The 17567-nt window shown below is 39.8% G+C and carries 17 protein-coding genes; 12 read left to right on the top strand and 5 right to left on the bottom strand.

Translation table 11 applies throughout. The features are described from left to right. Positions 1-4: 4 nt before the first annotated feature. Positions 5-1159, top strand: coding sequence for a hypothetical protein (locus tag MHI52_RS26065; RefSeq protein ID WP_405157921.1), 1155 nt, complete (start codon positions 5-7; stop codon positions 1157-1159). Positions 1160-1176: 17 nt separating this feature from the next. On the opposite strand, the gene MHI52_RS26060 is transcribed toward MHI52_RS26065, so the two are convergent. Both MHI52_RS26060 and MHI52_RS26055 read right to left on the bottom strand, forming a co-directional pair. Further along, entirely contained in the window at positions 1177-1899 is a 723-nt protein-coding gene (locus tag MHI52_RS26060) for a hypothetical protein (protein ID WP_405157920.1), read from the bottom strand. Positions 1900-2092: 193 nt separating this feature from the next. Continuing rightward, complete coding sequence (locus MHI52_RS26055) at positions 2093-2359, bottom strand: hypothetical protein (RefSeq protein WP_405157919.1); 267 nt, start codon at positions 2357-2359, stop codon at positions 2093-2095. A 286-nt stretch (positions 2360-2645) separates the two neighbouring features. Between MHI52_RS26055 and MHI52_RS26050 the strand changes: the two genes are divergently transcribed. Continuing rightward, complete coding sequence (locus tag MHI52_RS26050) at positions 2646-3173, top strand: hypothetical protein (protein WP_405157918.1); 528 nt, start codon at positions 2646-2648, stop codon at positions 3171-3173. Between the two features lie 86 nt (positions 3174-3259). After that, positions 3260-3472 (top strand): hypothetical protein, encoded by a 213-nt coding sequence (locus MHI52_RS26045; protein WP_405157917.1) that lies wholly within the window; start codon positions 3260-3262, stop codon positions 3470-3472. A 110-nt stretch (positions 3473-3582) separates the two neighbouring features. On the opposite strand, the gene MHI52_RS26040 is transcribed toward MHI52_RS26045, so the two are convergent. Then, the gene (locus MHI52_RS26040; protein WP_405157916.1) at positions 3583-3930 is read right to left on the bottom strand and encodes a helix-turn-helix domain-containing protein; all 348 of its coding nucleotides are present in this window, start codon (positions 3928-3930) and stop codon (positions 3583-3585) included. A 152-nt stretch (positions 3931-4082) separates the two neighbouring features. On the opposite strand from MHI52_RS26040, the gene MHI52_RS26035 reads away from it, so the two are divergent. The 9 genes from MHI52_RS26035 to MHI52_RS25995 all read left to right on the top strand — a co-directional run bounded on the left by MHI52_RS26035 (position 4083) and on the right by MHI52_RS25995 (position 15921). Then, positions 4083-4259 (top strand): hypothetical protein, encoded by a 177-nt coding sequence (locus MHI52_RS26035; protein ID WP_405157915.1) that lies wholly within the window; start codon positions 4083-4085, stop codon positions 4257-4259. Between the two features lie 7 nt (positions 4260-4266). Next, on the top strand, positions 4267-8019 hold the full coding sequence (locus MHI52_RS26030; protein ID WP_405157914.1) for a S8 family serine peptidase: 3753 nt from the start codon (positions 4267-4269) through the stop codon (positions 8017-8019). 62 nt (positions 8020-8081) lie between these two features. Further along, positions 8082-8720, top strand: coding sequence for an S-layer homology domain-containing protein (locus MHI52_RS26025; protein WP_405157913.1), 639 nt, complete (start codon positions 8082-8084; stop codon positions 8718-8720). Positions 8721-8844: 124 nt separating this feature from the next. Continuing rightward, positions 8845-9786 carry a copper amine oxidase N-terminal domain-containing protein gene (locus MHI52_RS26020; protein ID WP_405157912.1) on the top strand — a complete coding sequence of 314 codons (942 nt, stop codon included), beginning with the start codon at positions 8845-8847 and terminating at the stop codon, positions 9784-9786. Between the two features lie 284 nt (positions 9787-10070). Continuing rightward, positions 10071-10238 (top strand): hypothetical protein, encoded by a 168-nt coding sequence (locus tag MHI52_RS26015; RefSeq protein WP_405157911.1) that lies wholly within the window; start codon positions 10071-10073, stop codon positions 10236-10238. A 227-nt stretch (positions 10239-10465) separates the two neighbouring features. After that, positions 10466-10876 (top strand): hypothetical protein, encoded by a 411-nt coding sequence (locus MHI52_RS26010; protein WP_405157910.1) that lies wholly within the window; start codon positions 10466-10468, stop codon positions 10874-10876. 171 nt (positions 10877-11047) lie between these two features. Further along, the gene (locus tag MHI52_RS26005; protein ID WP_222215786.1) at positions 11048-11959 is read left to right on the top strand and encodes a copper amine oxidase N-terminal domain-containing protein; all 912 of its coding nucleotides are present in this window, start codon (positions 11048-11050) and stop codon (positions 11957-11959) included. 165 nt (positions 11960-12124) lie between these two features. Then, a complete protein-coding gene (locus MHI52_RS26000) occupies positions 12125-15169 on the top strand; it encodes an Athe_2463 domain-containing protein (RefSeq protein ID WP_405157909.1) in 3045 nt (1014 codons plus the stop codon). A gap of 116 nt (positions 15170-15285) precedes the next feature. Continuing rightward, positions 15286-15921, top strand: coding sequence for a type II toxin-antitoxin system PemK/MazF family toxin (locus tag MHI52_RS25995; protein ID WP_405157908.1), 636 nt, complete (start codon positions 15286-15288; stop codon positions 15919-15921). Between the two features lie 274 nt (positions 15922-16195). On the opposite strand, the gene MHI52_RS25990 is transcribed toward MHI52_RS25995, so the two are convergent. Next, complete coding sequence (locus MHI52_RS25990) at positions 16196-16960, bottom strand: helix-turn-helix domain-containing protein (RefSeq protein ID WP_405157907.1); 765 nt, start codon at positions 16958-16960, stop codon at positions 16196-16198. Between the two features lie 183 nt (positions 16961-17143). After that, complete coding sequence (locus tag MHI52_RS25985; RefSeq protein WP_405157906.1) at positions 17144-17497, bottom strand: hypothetical protein; 354 nt, start codon at positions 17495-17497, stop codon at positions 17144-17146. Positions 17498-17567 lie beyond the last annotated feature (70 nt).

Genomic DNA, 17567 nt, shown 5'->3' with positions numbered 1-17567 from the left:
AATTATGACTATATCGAATGCTAATAAACAAACGGTTTGCGAGAAGTATCGAGTATACCTTGAGATTATCTACCGTTTCGGCAACAAAATAATGCTGATGAAGCAACTGTTTCACTATGCTCAAACGATGGGCATAGCAAGAAGCTTCTCGGCATTTTACGGCTCGATAACTGAACTTATTAATAACGATGTTTTAAGAAAAGAGTCATTCACGGCTTTCGGCAAGAAAACCCAACTCCAAATGCTTGTCATGAAGAAATATGCTATCCGTTTTTTAGAGGAAAAGCCAGACAGCTACAGTGTTGCATCTGTCAAGAAAGCTTTGGGAAATGAAAGGATTTTGATCAGCATTTTTAAAAACCAATATATTTTGAACAAAGTTATCCCACGCATTCAAAAGGAATGTACAAGGGTAACGCTTGGAACAATCATTGATCTATTGGAACGTGACAACAGCACGATTTTATACAGCAAGAATCAAGGGCTGTCCTTCCTGGAAAAAATGAAAAATGAAGCAACCCTCCAAAAGTATTTGGACATGCTATCGGTCGAGCAAGATATCAATAAAATGCAGAAAATCAAGCAGAGAATGGGACAGGGATTGAGGAAAGGGTCGAAAGCATCGGAAGGGAAAGGGAGGGGGCGACTCCATCTTTCTGAAATCTCCTCAATGGATCGCATTGATAATATTGCTAAGCGAAGCCAGGAGTTAGGCAAGGAAGAAAGAGTCCATCAGTATACTTTTGATACGATGCTATCTTTCAATGCATATATCGCACAGATAAGGATCGACAAGGGGCAGGTTAAAATTACGGCTCTTATTTTTGATATTTTCAATAGATCAAACATTTATAAGATAGCGACCCATATTGCGTGTATGTATCACATGCTTGCTCGTTATTTCCAGGATGAGATTGAGCTGAAGGTTGGTATTGTATCCGTTGACGAGTTCGCTTCTAATCATCTAAAGTCGCAGGCTGAATCGGTAACTATCGACTTTGTTTCAAAAGAGAGAAGAGACTCAAGATTTACTCATATTTTGGATAAATGGCATATTAATCGATTCAATCAGGAGAAAATTGAAGTACAATTTGTGGACTATGATATAACAAATCAGTTTTTAGATGGCATCAAGCACGCGAACCTTGTTAGACGCTAATTTTTTTTCGGATGGAATTACCATCCATTACATAATTCAATGCGGGTCATGATATGAAAATTGTGAAAAAAGTCAGTCGTTTTAGTTAGAACAGTAGTGATTTCCTTGAGAACATTCTCATCCCTCATGTAAATGTCTTGAATTTCACCATTTCGATCCTTAGTGGCCAACATCATCTTTCCTTGTGAATTACCAACCAAGCGACTAAAATCCTTATTCTTAACCTTTTTCATTGTATATTTAGCTTTATCTTTCGATTTATCACGGGAAATCGGATAGCGAAAATAATCGCTTTTATCGTCAAGTTCATAAATGGATTTCATGTAGCCTCTAATTCTACCTGTGATCAGCCAATTTGCTTTCGGAGCTTGTAGTTTTAAATCCTCATCATTCTCCTTGATTAACTTGCAAAGGTACTCAAAAAGTAGTTGTAAGGAATGACAATTTTCAATATATAACGGATTTCCTTTATCATTGACCATAAACTGATGGTTTTCGCTGGATGTAACAAGCAAGTATGGTATATTTAGCTCTTCGTGGATATGCATAATTAGAGATTTCAAAAAGAGCTCGATAGAATGTCTATATAAATAAAGAACAGGCATTTCAGATTGCGCAATTATCCCATCCTTGAAATCGGAATTGTTTAAATGGTCAGCCGCTTTTTTAAAAGCTTCAGCGGTAACACCAAACCCCTTATCGGCATGTGTGTCAATACTGGATAACAGATATTTAATCAAGATGCATCCCCCTTTTTTTATTTATTTTATGATAGATTTCAAGTATACGAAAGCTTTTTCTACCCTTTTAGATAACATAAGATGAATCGAAATATCTGCAAGTAGAAGAGAGGCAAAGTAACTGATACTTAGCCAAATTGCAACCAAACAGTTGGCTCGGTAGGAACATTACAATGTCATCCCCGAAACGATATCAGGAGTTAATCGCAGGGTGATTTCGCCGCTCTTCAGACAACGAAAAATCGTAAACCTCAGCAATATGCTCAGACATCTTTTTCGTATTTTGTATCAGTTGCACATTATTACTTAGCAATTTGAGCTGTTCTTCATGATTGAGTTCGTCAAAAACTTTGTCCAGACTTGATCTCCTATGTAACATTTCAACTGACTCAAAAGCACTCACTCCAATATTATTAACAGCCACTCCATAAATTTCAATGCTTTTCAGATGCTCCGACATATTCAATCCCTCTCGATATTTGGAAATGATTTTAGCACTAATGGTGCTCAATTGCATGAGACATTCCTACACTGTTTACAAGGTAACACCTTCCAAATTATGGTTGACGGTCTTTAGGTTTAGCTGTATGATTGTGCTCAAAACAATGTTAAGCGAGGTGCAATACAATGCAAGGACCATTAATCGATTATATCTGCATAGATTGTGCCAAGGGTCAGCCAAATTAGGCTGACTTTTTTTATGTCGTTATGAACGCAACATCATTGAAACGAGGAGGAGTATTAATATGGGACAATATCTGCAAATGGGCATTTGCCATCAAATGCTGATTGGAAAAAGAGAAATCGGGAAAACAACGATTGATAATATCAAAGGAGAACTTGGCAAGTTAGTAAACCTGGAACTCTTTGATTTCGAGGAATCAGAGGAGAATGTCTCCTTCATCATCAAGGAATCGGTTGTGCAAGAGCAATTGCATATGTTTTTGAGCGAGCAGTTCGCGCTTTACGAACAGGTCTACAAAGAAGATTTTTCTGAAGCCCTCTCAGAAATTGCAAAAAGGCAATCGCTTGGTGAAATTATTGAGCTGGCGGAAGAAAAGGAATTTCGCTTTTTCCAGCACAACAATGTGCACGATAGTATCGAGATTTCGCCATGGCAGACGGCTCAGGTAGATACCTCATTGTTTCTAATTTTCATTGAGGGAAAATTGCTGATGGAGAGCTACAATAGCTTTCTTTGCTATCTGGAAAAATTGGTACGCTCCAATTCGAGTCAAGCCATATCGGGGGCATTTCGAGCATTCATAGACTGAGAGGGATTAAACCTATTTTGAGTTATGAATTAATGGAACTTTTACTATATTAACAATATAGAAATCGAGAAGAGAGGGGGATTTATATGTTGAAAAAATGGATGAGAAACAAAAAGGGATACGTCTCAATCGAGACAGTAATCGTTGCGGGTTTAGTTATTGCATTGGGTGCATTTGCAATGCAAGAATTTTACGGTGCGGCACAGAATGTAGTAGGAGCTTCAATAGACAGAATGGATGTGGAAGACGTCATATTAAAGATAACTATCGTGGGCGGTATTGAAGAGGTAGAACTATAAGGGGGAGAATTCCGTTGACTGTAAAATACGATTGCTGTCAAAACAAATTAAACACTTAGGCTAATTGGTGCCTGAGTGTTTTTTAATGTTCGAAAGGTAACTGTATTGATTCAAATTTTTAAATCCAATTTTTGCTTTGCCTGCAAATCTGCTAATTTGCGGATCTGCTCCAGAGCAAAATCTTGAAATTCGGGTTGCAATTCTTTGAAAATGGCAATCGCTTCATCAAGTTTCTTATTGGATTGCCATTCACTTAAAAACATGTTGCCATCGCCTGTAACAAGCCAGTTTTCGTCAACTCCATATCTTTCACAAATATGTTTGATCATTAGCTCCTTTATCGGGACTCTATTATATTCAAGATTTGAAATGACATCTCGGCTGACTCCCAGGTGCTCTCCAAATTCGCGTTGAGACATTTTTAGGGCTTCGCGGATAGCCTTGATTCTGTCGTGCATAGACACACCTCCAGTGTTAACTACAGATAACCTAAATGTACAACACAAAAACTCTACAGTCAACACAATAAAAACCCAAAAAAGAGTTTACAACACAACTAAATAATGGTAGATTGTGTTTATAACACAATTTAGGAAGTGGAGGTGCGTTTTTGACTCCAAAAAATAAGCAGGCAAAAAATATTGCCGAGCTAAACTCGCTTTTTAGCACGCTTGATGACGCAAATCAAGAATATGCATTGATTTTGTTGCAAACTCTATGTTTCTCTCAAAAATACTACGAGAAACATGAAGAAGACTCAAAGGAGAGAGAAAATGGGGAGACATAAAGGCATAATGGCCACAACCGTAGTATTATCTCTTCTGCTAAATGCAGGATTGGCACATGCGGGTAGTCTGACGGGAACCGTGCAAGAAGTCATTATTGTGTACAAAAATGAAAATGGCAAGGAAGCCATAATCGAAGAAAGTATTGATATTAAACACGAATTCGAAACGATTCCCGCAGTAGCCGCTACGGTAACGAGTGCTGATTTACATGAATTGGCGAGTGATCCGAATATTGCGTATATCGAACGAAACACTAAATTCCGAATCACTGGTGGAGATATCAAAGTTACTTCCATCCCAGCGGAGCAAAGCCAATGGAACTTCCAAGCTATTCAACCTACGAAAAGGTGGGATGAAGGCTACACAGGAGCAGGCGTTAAAGTCGCAGTTATTGATACGGGCATTTTCGCGCACAGCGAATTAACGATTGCAGGCGGCGTTTCGACCGTAGACTACACGACAAGTTATAACGATGATAGAGGACATGGTACTCATGTTGCTGGTATTATCGCCGCTAAAAGTGGAAATGGCGGTATAGTAGGGATCGCACCTGACGCTCAAATCTATGCTGTGAAAGCCATAGGAGCAGACGGCGAAGGAACGATACTTGACGTACTTGAAGGAGTTGAATGGTCTATTCAGAATGGAATGGACATCATCAACATTTCCCTTGGTATGGATACAGATTCGTCACTCTTAAAGGAAATGATTGATAATGCCTACAACGCAGGAATCGTTATTGTGGGAACGGCAGGGAATGAGCAAGAAGGAATACCTTTAGATACGTACACCATACAATATCCAGCAAAATACGATAGTGTCATTGCAGTTGGGGCAGTAGACAGTCTGAATCAACGCGGGATTTTCTCTTCGGTTGGTGAGGAAGTCGAACTTGCGGCTCCAGGCGTTGATATCATTTCAACGTATGTGAAAGCCGATGGCACTGGCGGTTATGGTAAATCAAGCGGTACTTCACAAGCGGCCCCACACGTAACAGGTATGATTGCTCTGTTGATGCAAAAGTATCCAAACATGAGCAATGTTGAGCTTCGTGAGGAAATTAAAAAATATGCCGTTGATTTGGGAGCACCAGGACGTGATATCGAATTCGGATTTGGTTCGCTGTCATTCAATAAGGATGTTTCTCCTCCTGCAAATGTAACGAATCTTGCTATTGCTGATAAAACCGAAAACAGCATTTCACTTACCTGGAAGAATCCACAAGATGTAGACTTCGCAACGAATAATATTTTTGCGAACGATGTAAAAGTTGGTACGACAAATGGCGAAGTATTTACGTTGGAAAACCTTCAATCGAATACTTCATACACCATTGCGGTCAAATCTGTGGATCAAAACGGAAATGAATCGGCTGGTGAAGTGGTTGTAGAAACAACAGATGCAGACACTACGGCTCCAGCGGAAGTAAGTAACCTTGCTGTTGCTGAGAAAACTACAACATCAGCGAAAATAACATGGAAAAACCCAACTGATTCAGATTTCCTAAGAGTTAATTTGACTCAAAACGGAACGTCAGTGGGGAATACTACGGCTACAGAACATGAGTTCAAAGAACTGACTCCAAGCACGACTTATGTGTTTGATTTCAAAACCGAAGACATGGAAGGTAACGTTTCTACTGGTCAATCGGTAACGGTGACAACAGATGATGTTCCAGTTGTCGATACTACGGCTCCTGCCGAAGTCTCTGGACTGAACATTGGTGAAGTAACCACAACGTCTGCCGAAATCACTTGGATTAATCCGAGCGATGTAGACTTTGAAAAGGTTAACGTCTATAAAGACAATGTTTTTGTCGGCGATGTTTCGGGTACACGGTATGTATTTACTGGACTGAACCCAAATACAGCACATGTATTTACGGCTAAGACAGTAGATGCTTCGGGCAACGAATCTGCGGGTCAAACCGTTACAGTAACGACAAACGCTGAACCTCCAGTGGTTGACACAACTGCTCCTGCCGAAGTAACTGATTTGACAGTTGGTGAAGTGACAACAACGACAGCAGAAGTATCTTGGGTTAATCCGACCGATCCAGACTTCGTTAAATCGAAATTGTATTTGAATGGAGCGCTCGTTGGTGAAACACCAGGAACAAGTTATGTATTCAATGGTTTGACCGCTGATACGAACTATGTTCTTCAAGCGAAAACAGTAGATGCTAATGGCAATGAATCGTCTGGTCGTTATGTTATGACGAAAACGAAGCCTGTACCTGATACGACACCTCCAGTTGACAACACGGCACCAGACGAAGTCAGCAACTTTACGGTGGTCGGAGAGACGAATTCTTCCATTGATGTTTCTTGGACAAATCCATTAGATGTAGATTTTGCGAAAGCAAACGTCTACTTAAATGGAACGTTTGTTTCTAACACAACGAACCCGTTCTTCAAATTCGTTGGTCTGACAGAGAACACGGATTACACGATCGTTGTGAAAACGGTAGACATAAATGGTAATGAGTCCATCGGTACTTCAATTGTGGGCAGAACGCAAGCAACACCTGTTGTAACGCCACCAGTTGACACAACGGCTCCTGGCGAGGTTTCGAGCTTGGAAGTTTCTAATGCGACTGTTAATACCATTCGTGTTCGGTGGGTAAATCCAATGGATGCAGATTATACGAAAGCAAATGTCTACCTAAATGGAACTTTTGTTGCTGACACAACGAACTCGTTCTACGAATTCGCTGGTCTGACAGAGGATAATGCTTTCACTATTGTTATTAAAACAGTAGACGTAAGCGGAAATGAATCCATCGGCACTTCGATTGTAGGCAGAACGAAAGCAACGCCTCCAGTTGATCCGCAACCTCCAGTTGACACAACTGCTCCTGCGGAAGTATCGGGATTGGTAACGGACGCTACAACTCAAACAACGATCACAGCACGTTGGATCAATCCATCAGATAGTGATTTTGCAAAGGTGAAGCTGTTTGTTAACGGAGTCTTCATTGCGGATACTATGAATTCATCCTATGAGTTTTCAGGATTGGTTGCAGATACAGCTTACACAATTGTTGTAAAATCTGTAGATGCAAGTGGCAATGTTTCTGGTGGTGCTACGCTTAATGCAAGAACTCAAGCGGTTCCTGTAGTAACGCCTCCAATCATTCCGACAGATCCAGACGACGATGTTGTAGAGATTCCTACGAATCCAACACCAGCTCCAACTCCAAGTGGCAGTGGTAGCGGTGGTAATACAGTTATCGTAACCCCTGCTCCAGAAAAAGCATCTTCGGTTGATGAAGTGAAAACAGCTCTTGAGAAAGCGAAGGAATCGTTGACTATCGTTGATTATGTTGGTGCAAAGTCAGCAATTGACTCCATGACTGACAAAGAGAAACGTGATGAGTTTCAAAAGGAATTGGAGACACTCAAAAAAGAGCTGAAAATCGAAGATCTTCCAACGAAAAAGGAGCTTCGCACATTTGTTCCAGTTGGTATCAGCCTGCAAATAGCAATGAAAAGTGAGAATTATAAGTACATTGATGAAGCTTCCATTCAACCAGGGAAAACTGTCTTTGTTCTAAATAGCAAAGGTGAGTTGGTTGAAGACGTAGAAGTCAAAGTGTTGTTCAATCGAATTATTGTTACTCCGAAAAATGGTAAGTTCGATTCGAAAGAAACGTTCACAATCATTTTGGATTCCACGGTAAAAGGAAAAGCGAGCAAAGACTCGAAGGAAACCTTTGAGCTGAAAAACCCACTGATTCTTGAGTTTACCACTCGCTAAACAACAGGGGGAGTTGTTAATGCAACTCCCCTATAATAATAAAGGGGAAATGGAGTGTACATATGTTCAAAAAGCAGTTTAAGTTCCTCACAATCGCACTATTTATTGCGCTCATCGCAACATCGATTCCACAAAGCGTAGATGCCGCTGAGAAGGTTGCGTTCTCGGACGTAAAAAAAGGGGCATGGTACGAAGCAACGGTGGATTGGGCAATCTCTAAGGACATGATTAAAGGATACGAAGACGGAACGTTCAAGCCAAACAAGAGCGTAACCGAAGCTGAATTCTTGACGATGATGCTACGTGCGTTTGAACCAACGCTTTCTTCTTCGAAATCGGAGAATTGGGCAGAAGTTTATTACAAACGAGCTAAAGAGCTGGATTATCCAGTAAAAAGCTACACTGACATTGCTTCGAGGAATAAAGTGATCCTCCGCAAACAGGTGGCAGAGTTGATATCCTCGACAGAAGGTGTGAACTTTAGCGGTGAAAATGCAATTCATTATCTTTTGGCTTTTGGTCTTGCCGAAGGTTCCAATCCCAATGAAGTAACGCTTGCAAGTTTTCAGGGAGATAAAGCTTTAACCCGTGCAGAAGCTGTACAGTTTGTTAAGAATTTCGTGGAATATGGCATCGGTGGGCTACTTGAAAGACCGACTGAGCCATCAAATCCAAGCGAATTGCCGCCATTACGTCTTTAATAACCCTGATTAAAAGCTCGGTCATAGTATCCGAGCTTTTATTAATTGAGCAGAAAGGATTGCTGAAAATTGAAGAGAAAGCAATTGATAATACTGATCGTGATCATGTTGTCCCTTGTGGCTAATGTCTATAGTGCAGTTGCAGAGCAAGGAAACGCTGGTACTACGAATACCCTATACAAACGGTGTGAAGATTGCCAAGACAGAAGGGCAGCCAGTTGAACGGACTGAAACGATCTACGTACCAGTCGTACCAATCGTAAAAGGCATGGGTGACAAGCTCACTTGGATTGACAAACCGTACTCCGCTTTGATTACGAAGAAGGATGGAACGAAAATCAACATCTACGTGACCAGATCTACTGCAACTGTAAACGGTAAATCCGTACCAATTTCGAAAAAAGTGATTGAAACGTTAGCTGTTCCTGTACAATTGAAGCCTGCACAAATCAGCGGAAAACTCTATGTTCCTGCTGAATTCTTGAAAGAGGTGATGGGTTACACTGTAACAACTGAAAAAGAAGGAGGTACTGAATTTGTTGTGGCAGGTAAGGCTCCTACTGGCGGTTTGGAACCCAATAAGGAAACACCAACACCATCTGAAACGTGGAAACCAGATCTTGGGTATCTCCCTCCTTCTGGGTGGACACCAGACCGCATTAAATCTACATCGACGGATAACTTTGAAAAGGATAAAAAATTCCTTGAAGAAGAGCTTGGGTTTAAGGGTGGTTACTCGTACAACCCATTTGGGAAAAATGCAACTGCTGGCACAAGCCTTATTATCGACACGCACTCGAAATATTACGTAACTGTTAACATTCAATCGTGGTATGGAGATAAGACAAAGGCAAATGATAGCAATAAAACCCCTTATGTTGCAAGGGAATTGTTTAAGTTTTACTTCCCTAACGAGTACAAGAAGCTCGTTACAATCATTAACGATGGAGTTAACGGAAAAGATGTCTCTAAGTATGTTGGGAAGCCATTTACCTTAGATGGACGCATTGTTAATATCATTGATAGCGAGTTCGGCATTGCCATCCAAATTGGTTACAAAAATTAAAATTCCAGAGTGAACAGATTGTATACCTATTATTGAAGTATAAGTCTTCAATACAGTTATAAAAGTAACAATATAGAAAAAATGTTTGTTATATACATTCAAAAATAATATACTGTTTCTATAGCAATCTGTTTGAGATGCCTACAATGATTAACGTGTATTTGCGAAATTAAAACTGTGTCATTTTAAAGCGCTCGGTCAGAAGATGACTGAGCGCTTGATTTATTTAATAGGGTTCACATCTAAACATTATAAAAATAAATGAGTGAAAGGGAGGGAAAACAGTGGACTATCAACAACAATTTATTAAAGTCATCGCCGATGAAGAAGAGTGCGTATTTATTATCCCGATTGCCATATTGAAACAAGCGAACATTGCTATTGGAGACAAGTGTATAGTCGTTGCTGAGCAAAACAAGATAATCATCAGGACAGCGGAGAATGATAGCTGATGAAAACGATATGTGTATGCGGAGGACTGGCTCGGTTGCAATATAAGAACGAGCAAGGGCGAATAAAGGATAAAGTCGTTACAATATACAATGTGCCTGTATACTATTGCGCTGATTGCCAAGAAGCATTTACAACGGGTCCTGATAGCTTGAGATTTGCCCAGAGAGTTAGAAAAGCCATTGAGTCGGGGGCTGAAGAGCTTGAGTTCTGAAAGGGGAAGAAGAGGATGCAATTTGATCAAGAAGCATTCGGCGAGTATCTGGAGCAAATGTGGGAGCATCTATTTGAGACAAACACGCTCAGCCAGATTATAGCCAAGATTAATAATAACCATCGAGCCAGACGCTTTTTTGCTATGTATTTGCTGAAGAATCGAGAGACGTTTTATTTGTATTATCAGATGAGAGAAGAGCTGGGTATCGGCTATATTTTTGACATTATCATTTCCGCTTTATTTCATGAAAGAGAAAAAAGGCCAGTGAAACAAGAGTTGATCGATCTTTTGCAAATTAACTTAAATATGGCTAATCAACAAGTGGAGGGCTATCCACTGAAAGAATTCAATAAGGACTTGAACTCCTTTTTGACATTTTGGCGAAAGAGGACTGGAGAATGGGAGCATCTTCATAAAAGTTAAGAACAACTTCACAACTTTTATGCATATATTCAGAACTTGTATGAATGAATGCGTATAAACGGTGTATAACATCTTAAACGGAAGCTCAAACAAGGTTCGACACAAAATCCATATATTGCATGGACTATTCCGTATAAAATTAAGAAAAAAAGGAAAGTGGAGGGGATTAAAATGAAAAAAATAAAAATTGTCGCATCGTGCCTATCAGCAATGCTGTTAATGTCAGTAAGCGTACAGACAAGTTCAGCGGCGGAGACCAAAAACGCATACACGATTGAGGTTAATGGAACGACTCTAACACAACAAATGGTAGTAGCTGAAGGGGTTGATAGCCTCAGTGTCCCTATCGCTCCGATAGTCAAAGCAACTGGAGACAGCATTAAATGGAACAATAATACTCAAACGGCTATAATCCGTCAAAAGGATGCTGTTATAGAGATTTCAGCAAACAAAACTACTATAAAGTTAAATGGAAAGAGTGTACCCCTTGTCACCAAAACGATGAATAATGTTATTGTTCCGAGCGGAGAAAAATCATCTATTATAGATGGAAAACTCTACGTTCCATTGGAAGCGGCAAAGACCGTTTTTGGCTATGATATCAAACTGATTGGTGCGGAGACTAAGAAACTGGATTTGTCATATCCTGTGCCATCAGAATGGGTCTTGCCGCAAATGAAATCATCAGCAACAGGCGACTATCAGACAAACAGAAAGATCTTGGAAGACGAGTTGGGATTCCAGCGAGGAATTTGGTATAACCCCTATGGGCAGGATGCATACGAAGGTTTAGGAAAAGTAAGGGTGGGTCTTGCGGAAGGAGCTATCGCTAATATCGATTTTCTTGCTTGGTATGGTGACAAAAATCAGGAGCATGTTAGCAACACTATACCGTATGTCAGCCGCGAACTATTCCGCTTCTATCTGCCGAAAGAATACGATAAGCTCTTTAAGGTTATGAATGATGGATACAACGGAAAGGATATCTCCAAATACATCAATAAATCTTTTAAGCTTGACGGACGCAAAATAACGATCACTGAAAATGAACGGAGCGTTACGGTTAAAATCTCGAAAAAATAAAGAAATTTAACGAGGGAAGAGGCGGACATCCGTCTCTTTTTTTCTTGTATCAAATTATGAATCTCGCACCTGTTGCGTAAAAGAGGTAGAGCAAGGTAAAACAGCTTTTGTGTTTTCTAACACAATCAAAAAATCTAAACTAAATGGAAAGGAGGTCGATAAAGCATGAAGAGATACAAAGTAATGAAATTTGTTGGTGGATTGGCGGTGGTAAGCCTGATCGTTGGGTTCTTGTTACATCAGGTTTACCAGCCCAATGTAGTGGAAAGGGCATTTGCCTTCGGCGGCGATCTCGTCACAGCTCATTGGGATGATGGCGCAGGGAAGATAGTCAGAGATATCAGCGAGCCGCCAGTATATCTTACCTACAATAACTCACCGCAAAAAAATTATTATGACTCCATAGGCATCACGAAACTGTACGAGGAGTACCACAAAAACAAATTTCTGTGGTATAGCCCAACAGAGCAAGTGCCTGCATTAATGCAAAATTCGAGCACTGATCACTCGTTAATCTATGAGAACAATTTGGTGCGTAACGGGACGGATTACGCCTACCTGGTACGAAAAGGTGCAACAGGAATTTGGCAGAACTTAAAGCTTGGCAGCATGGATCCAGGATATCAGACAAGGGATCACTATAATGGAGACAATAGTGGAACGACTAACATTGTTAATACAAACAAATTGGGCTCATATTTCGGCAAGAATTATGAGTTCCGATACCTCGGCGTTTCGGACGCAGGAATTCCAATCAGCAATCCGTACTTTCCGTCCGATGTGCCATCTGGCGATCATGAATCTGATTGGAACCCGCTCGAAAAGGATTGGTGGGACTATCCGTGGTTGGCTAATGAAGGGCATCCTGCTAAAACAACAGCATCCGCATGGGATGTTTCTCCAGATGAAGACCCCGAGGGATTTGAGCAGAAGGTGCAGTGGTTCATAAAATATCTCTTGCCAGCGAACGAAAATCTGAGAAGATCGGGTAAGAGTGAAAGAGAAGATGCTACGTTTTACGCAAAAAAGTTTAGTCTGATCAATAGTCCTGAGCTTTCAACAGGGATTGTCGTAGGTTGGCATGGGGCTGGCTATTATGCGACCTTTGTTTTGAAATCCCCACCTCGAAATAATTTGAGAGTTGTGGAATTTAAAATTTCGGATAAGAAAACGGGTAAAGTCGTTGGCTTAATGACTGCTGATGCAAATAATAACGACAACATCTTGAGAAAATGGGAAATAAACAACCAAGAGGTTGCTGTAGGCGATACATTAGTCGTTACAGCCAAAGTTAAGAACATGGTTCAAGCAAACTTTAATGGTCGTAAAACAAAGTATACACCTGTTCGAATGATTCAGATGGCTTCTTTTGACGAAGACTCTCTAATTCTTGGTAAATGGAATACTGCCATAACTGAGGATGTCATTCCTGGAGTGAATGCTGATCCAGCAACTCGAATCAGCGGTATCGATGTAGGTCAGGTTGTTACCTTTGATAAAACAAAGAACGATTCATCTGGAGAGATTCTACAATGGGAATTCAAAGTACCTACTGACGTAAAAAAACAATTTGTTTTGGGGGCAGAGGTTTCTCCAGGATTCAAGCTCTACAATGACAATATCTACACGGGTGACGACGATGGGCGACTACGCTTCAAAATTAAAGAAGAAGATATCGGACTTGTAGCAAGTTCTATCGAGCTTCTTGATAATCAAGGAAACGTTACTGACGATGTTGTACCAGGAATGACTCATGGTGTGAGAATCACGGTGAAAAAAGTCACTGGTAATAAACTGGTTGGTGATCCAAACGATTATTACAATCCATTTGCGGCTGTTTCTATCGCTTTGAACGACACTGGAACTGTCTATATTGACCATGACAAGGTTTCAGCAACGAAGGCGTTAACCTTTAAAGGGGATACGGCAGTAATCGAGATTAGAGATGCGATTACACCTCTTGTACCGAGCATTAAGGCGGACTTCCAAATCCATTGGTTTAACGCATCGGCAAGTTTCGGTAATCAAAGTTCTGATCCTTCGAACGATAAAGCATCTAAAGTATGGAGATCCACGAACAATCTGAGCGTAAGCAATTTCACAATTGTTCCCACATCGGTTATCGGTCCATCTTCTACTTTGAATGAGACGCTGACATTCGAATTCATAGCATCGAACATTAACCCTGAAAACTCGGATCGAGATGTTGAAATTGAAATTCGAGATCGGAATGGTAGAGTTGTTAAGGAAGAGATCGTTACGCTTCCAGCAAACGTTGATTATCCATTCTCATGGACTGTACCCAATGTTTCGCTAAGTGCGGGATCCAATGGTACTTCAAATGCCTTTATAGTAGAGATCAACCCACCACCAAGGCGGATAATTGAAACATCTACAAGCACAACGAACCCGTATGCTGATAACATCGATACGAGTGCAGTAATGGCGTATATGACGAATTCTAACCCAGAGACTTGTTTGGTCGTAAACAACCGCAATACGTGGTCAGAAACTCACTATATCCATGATCGTGAAGGTTATCGATATTACTGGTCAAACCGTTGGGGATCGGGTAGTTATTGCATCGCCACATATGATAATACGTGGACTGATACAAGAAGCTATTACGAGGAATACAAGATAACCAATGTCATGTTCCGAAGCAAACTGACGAAAGATAAACTTGGTGGAGATGGTTGGGTTGATATCTTAGCTCGACCAGATCAAGCGAAAGTAAAAGCTGGATATGGATTTGAAATCAAATATATCGTTAAGTTCGATACAAACACGTATCGTAACTCGCCTAAAGGTTGGCCTGGCGATTGTTCGTTTAGAACAGTAACTCGTCAGTATGGCGGAACTGTAACAGCACCTACTACGCTTAGTGTTAAAATGCCATTTGCCGATAAGTTTGGAAATCACGTTACGTACAGCTTGACGAGTCCAACTCAATCAGGTTCATGGGATAATCTCAGCCAAGTCTATGAAATGCCGATGCGTAATGCATTTAATCTCGAAAACTCAAGATCCATTTTTGTGAACGAAACGGCTTCTGACGGAAGCTATAATATGGTCGTAAGTACGTATCGATATTTTTATGGTAATTCTTACAAGCCAAATCAATCGCAATACTTGTGTGATTCAAGACAAATAACAATTTATATTATCGGTGCGAATAGCGATGATATTAAGAGCCATATCACGCAATAGGAAAAGAGGACTTCGTAGAAGTCCTTCTTTTTATAGTATTTTCGACTATTACTACTTAGTATTGTCGAAAGTTGAAAATTCAAATATAATTGATAGATTGAATTGAGGTGATAAAAATGCGATTTAGTGATGTTAAGGTAGGATATATTTATAATGTGATTTTTGATCCAGTAAGAGATTGTGAATTTGATGGTAAACATTTGGCAGTAGTTTTGAAAAAAAATAATGATAAAAAGACTTTTATTGTTATGCCTTTTACTACTGCCACAAGTGGTGATGGTGTTAACAAAATTAAGCTGAATCCGATCGCCTCTCTTCCTACATCATTAAAAGGGAATACTACATATGCTGTATTCAACCAACTGAGGACTGTAAATGCAAGTCGTTTCATCGCCTTAAAGCAGGGAGGCGATGTTGTTGAATGTCCGATAGAAAAAGAAGTATTTTCTCATTTATTGCTACTGAGTATTAAGGAGATTGTCTACAATGTGTCTCAGGACGATAAAATCGAAATTCTGAAAAAAGCCTATGAAGTGGAACGTGTAATAAAGGCTAAGGATTTGGCCTATACTATTAAAGAATTGCAGAGGTCAAATGATAACCATGAAGATAAAATTTCCAGGTTAAAAAATGAGATTAAGGAAACATTACAAGACATATCCTTTTCTTTAGAAAAGAAGTACATTGATGATGGCATACAATGTATCTTTGATGAGGCTATACATGAGGGAGAGAAGTTGGCATTGCGTTAAAAAGTACATCATGTTATAATGAAGTCAAGAATAGAGCGAGAAGCTCTGTTAAAGAATGTAGGGTATAAAATCCCAACAAAGAAGAATGGAGCTAATAACTCCGACAAAGATTGGAAGGGTATAAAAACCCAACAAAGAAGAAGCAAGCCTAACGGCTTGTTTTTTTGTTTTATAAACATTTCAGTGTGAATATACAAAAAAGCAGAGCCGCCATCAGCACTGCTTTTCGTCATCAGAATTAAATAATTAGTCCCTCCTTAATTCTGAATATACTTTAATTCCCTTTAGTTCCTCCCGCAATTTTAAGTATTTCATCCATCTCCTCAGTCAAGGCTTCCCAACGATAATAATCAATTGGATCATCCAAATCACCCTCCGCTATTCCTTCAAATGCTTCTTGGTAAGTCTTCTTACCATACCGCAATTGCAACTCAGTCAGCTCTTGATTAATTTCAAGTAGACGTTCTTGAGGAGTTTGTTCTAATCGTTTTTTTGTTTGATAGTTCATTTGCATTCGAATGGAATAAACGGTATCACGCATGAGTTCTACTGCATGTTTAGGAATCTTTTTATGAGATCCATTGTTGTCCTGACATTCTAAACCTTGATTTACGTACTTGCGTAACGTCACTTTTGAAATGCCCAGTAGATCTGCGGCTTCCGCAGCGGTAAGTAGGTAGTCGTCATGGTAGATATATTCAATAGACACACCGCCTAATTCATAATACCAAGTGTCAAGGTCAATCTTCCATTTCCCAAAATCTAAATCACTAACTGGCGATTTAACTTCGTACACTCGATCCAGCCATGTTATCAGATTTTTTTTGTGCTTCGGAGATAAGAGGTATTCTGCCGTGTATGTAAATTGTTCGTTCGAAATCTTGATGCCTACAACTTTATCGTGAAACAATGTTGCAAAACTGGCTAAAACTTTGGATAGGATATAATCCGTCTCTTTTTGAATCACTACAGAATTTTTTTCATTGAAGCCATAACCAATTTGCTCATGGGTGTAATCATATACCGTTCTATTCATCATCCACATCCCCCTTGTACATTCTATTCTAATGCGAGGTTAATGAATTGTCTATTTCGTTAATGATTGTTTTACCTATTTAGTTAACTTCCATATATGCGTCGAAGATTATGACATAACAAAAGACCTCCTAAAGTTCTGGAAGTCTTAATTGTAGTTAATATCGAATGCTACCTCAGACATGCTTTACGGTAGAATTTTATCCATTATTGGATAGGGGATGCCCCATTTTTCCTTCATCATTTCCATTAACTCAGCGGCTGAAAATCCAAGCTCGTCCGCCGCCTCGACAGGATGAAAAAACTCAAACAAAAACTTGAATTCCGCCTCAATTTTGTGAGACTCGTCCTGTACCCATTCCATGAACTCATCGGTTTCAATCTCGCTATCAAAAGGATTAGCGCCTTCGTTAAATCCGAAAAATGTGCTCCCAATCTGCTCATTAGCAAGGTTGTAAATACCAAATTCCATATCATATTTATCAAAATTAATTGATTGCAAAAAAAAGAATTTGTCCTTATACATTACCAATTTTTCCATTTCGAAATACCCCCGTATATAAAATATGTTTTTCTAAAATTTCTCGATTTTGAGCCTCAGCGATCCTCCT

It is taken from the genome of Paenibacillus sp. FSL H8-0283 (assembly GCF_045040675.1).
GTDB classification, from domain to species: domain Bacteria; phylum Bacillota; class Bacilli; order Paenibacillales; family Paenibacillaceae; genus Paenibacillus; species Paenibacillus amylolyticus.
Note: the sequence above shows the minus strand (reverse complement) of the source record. Positions and strands in the feature narration are given on the sequence as shown.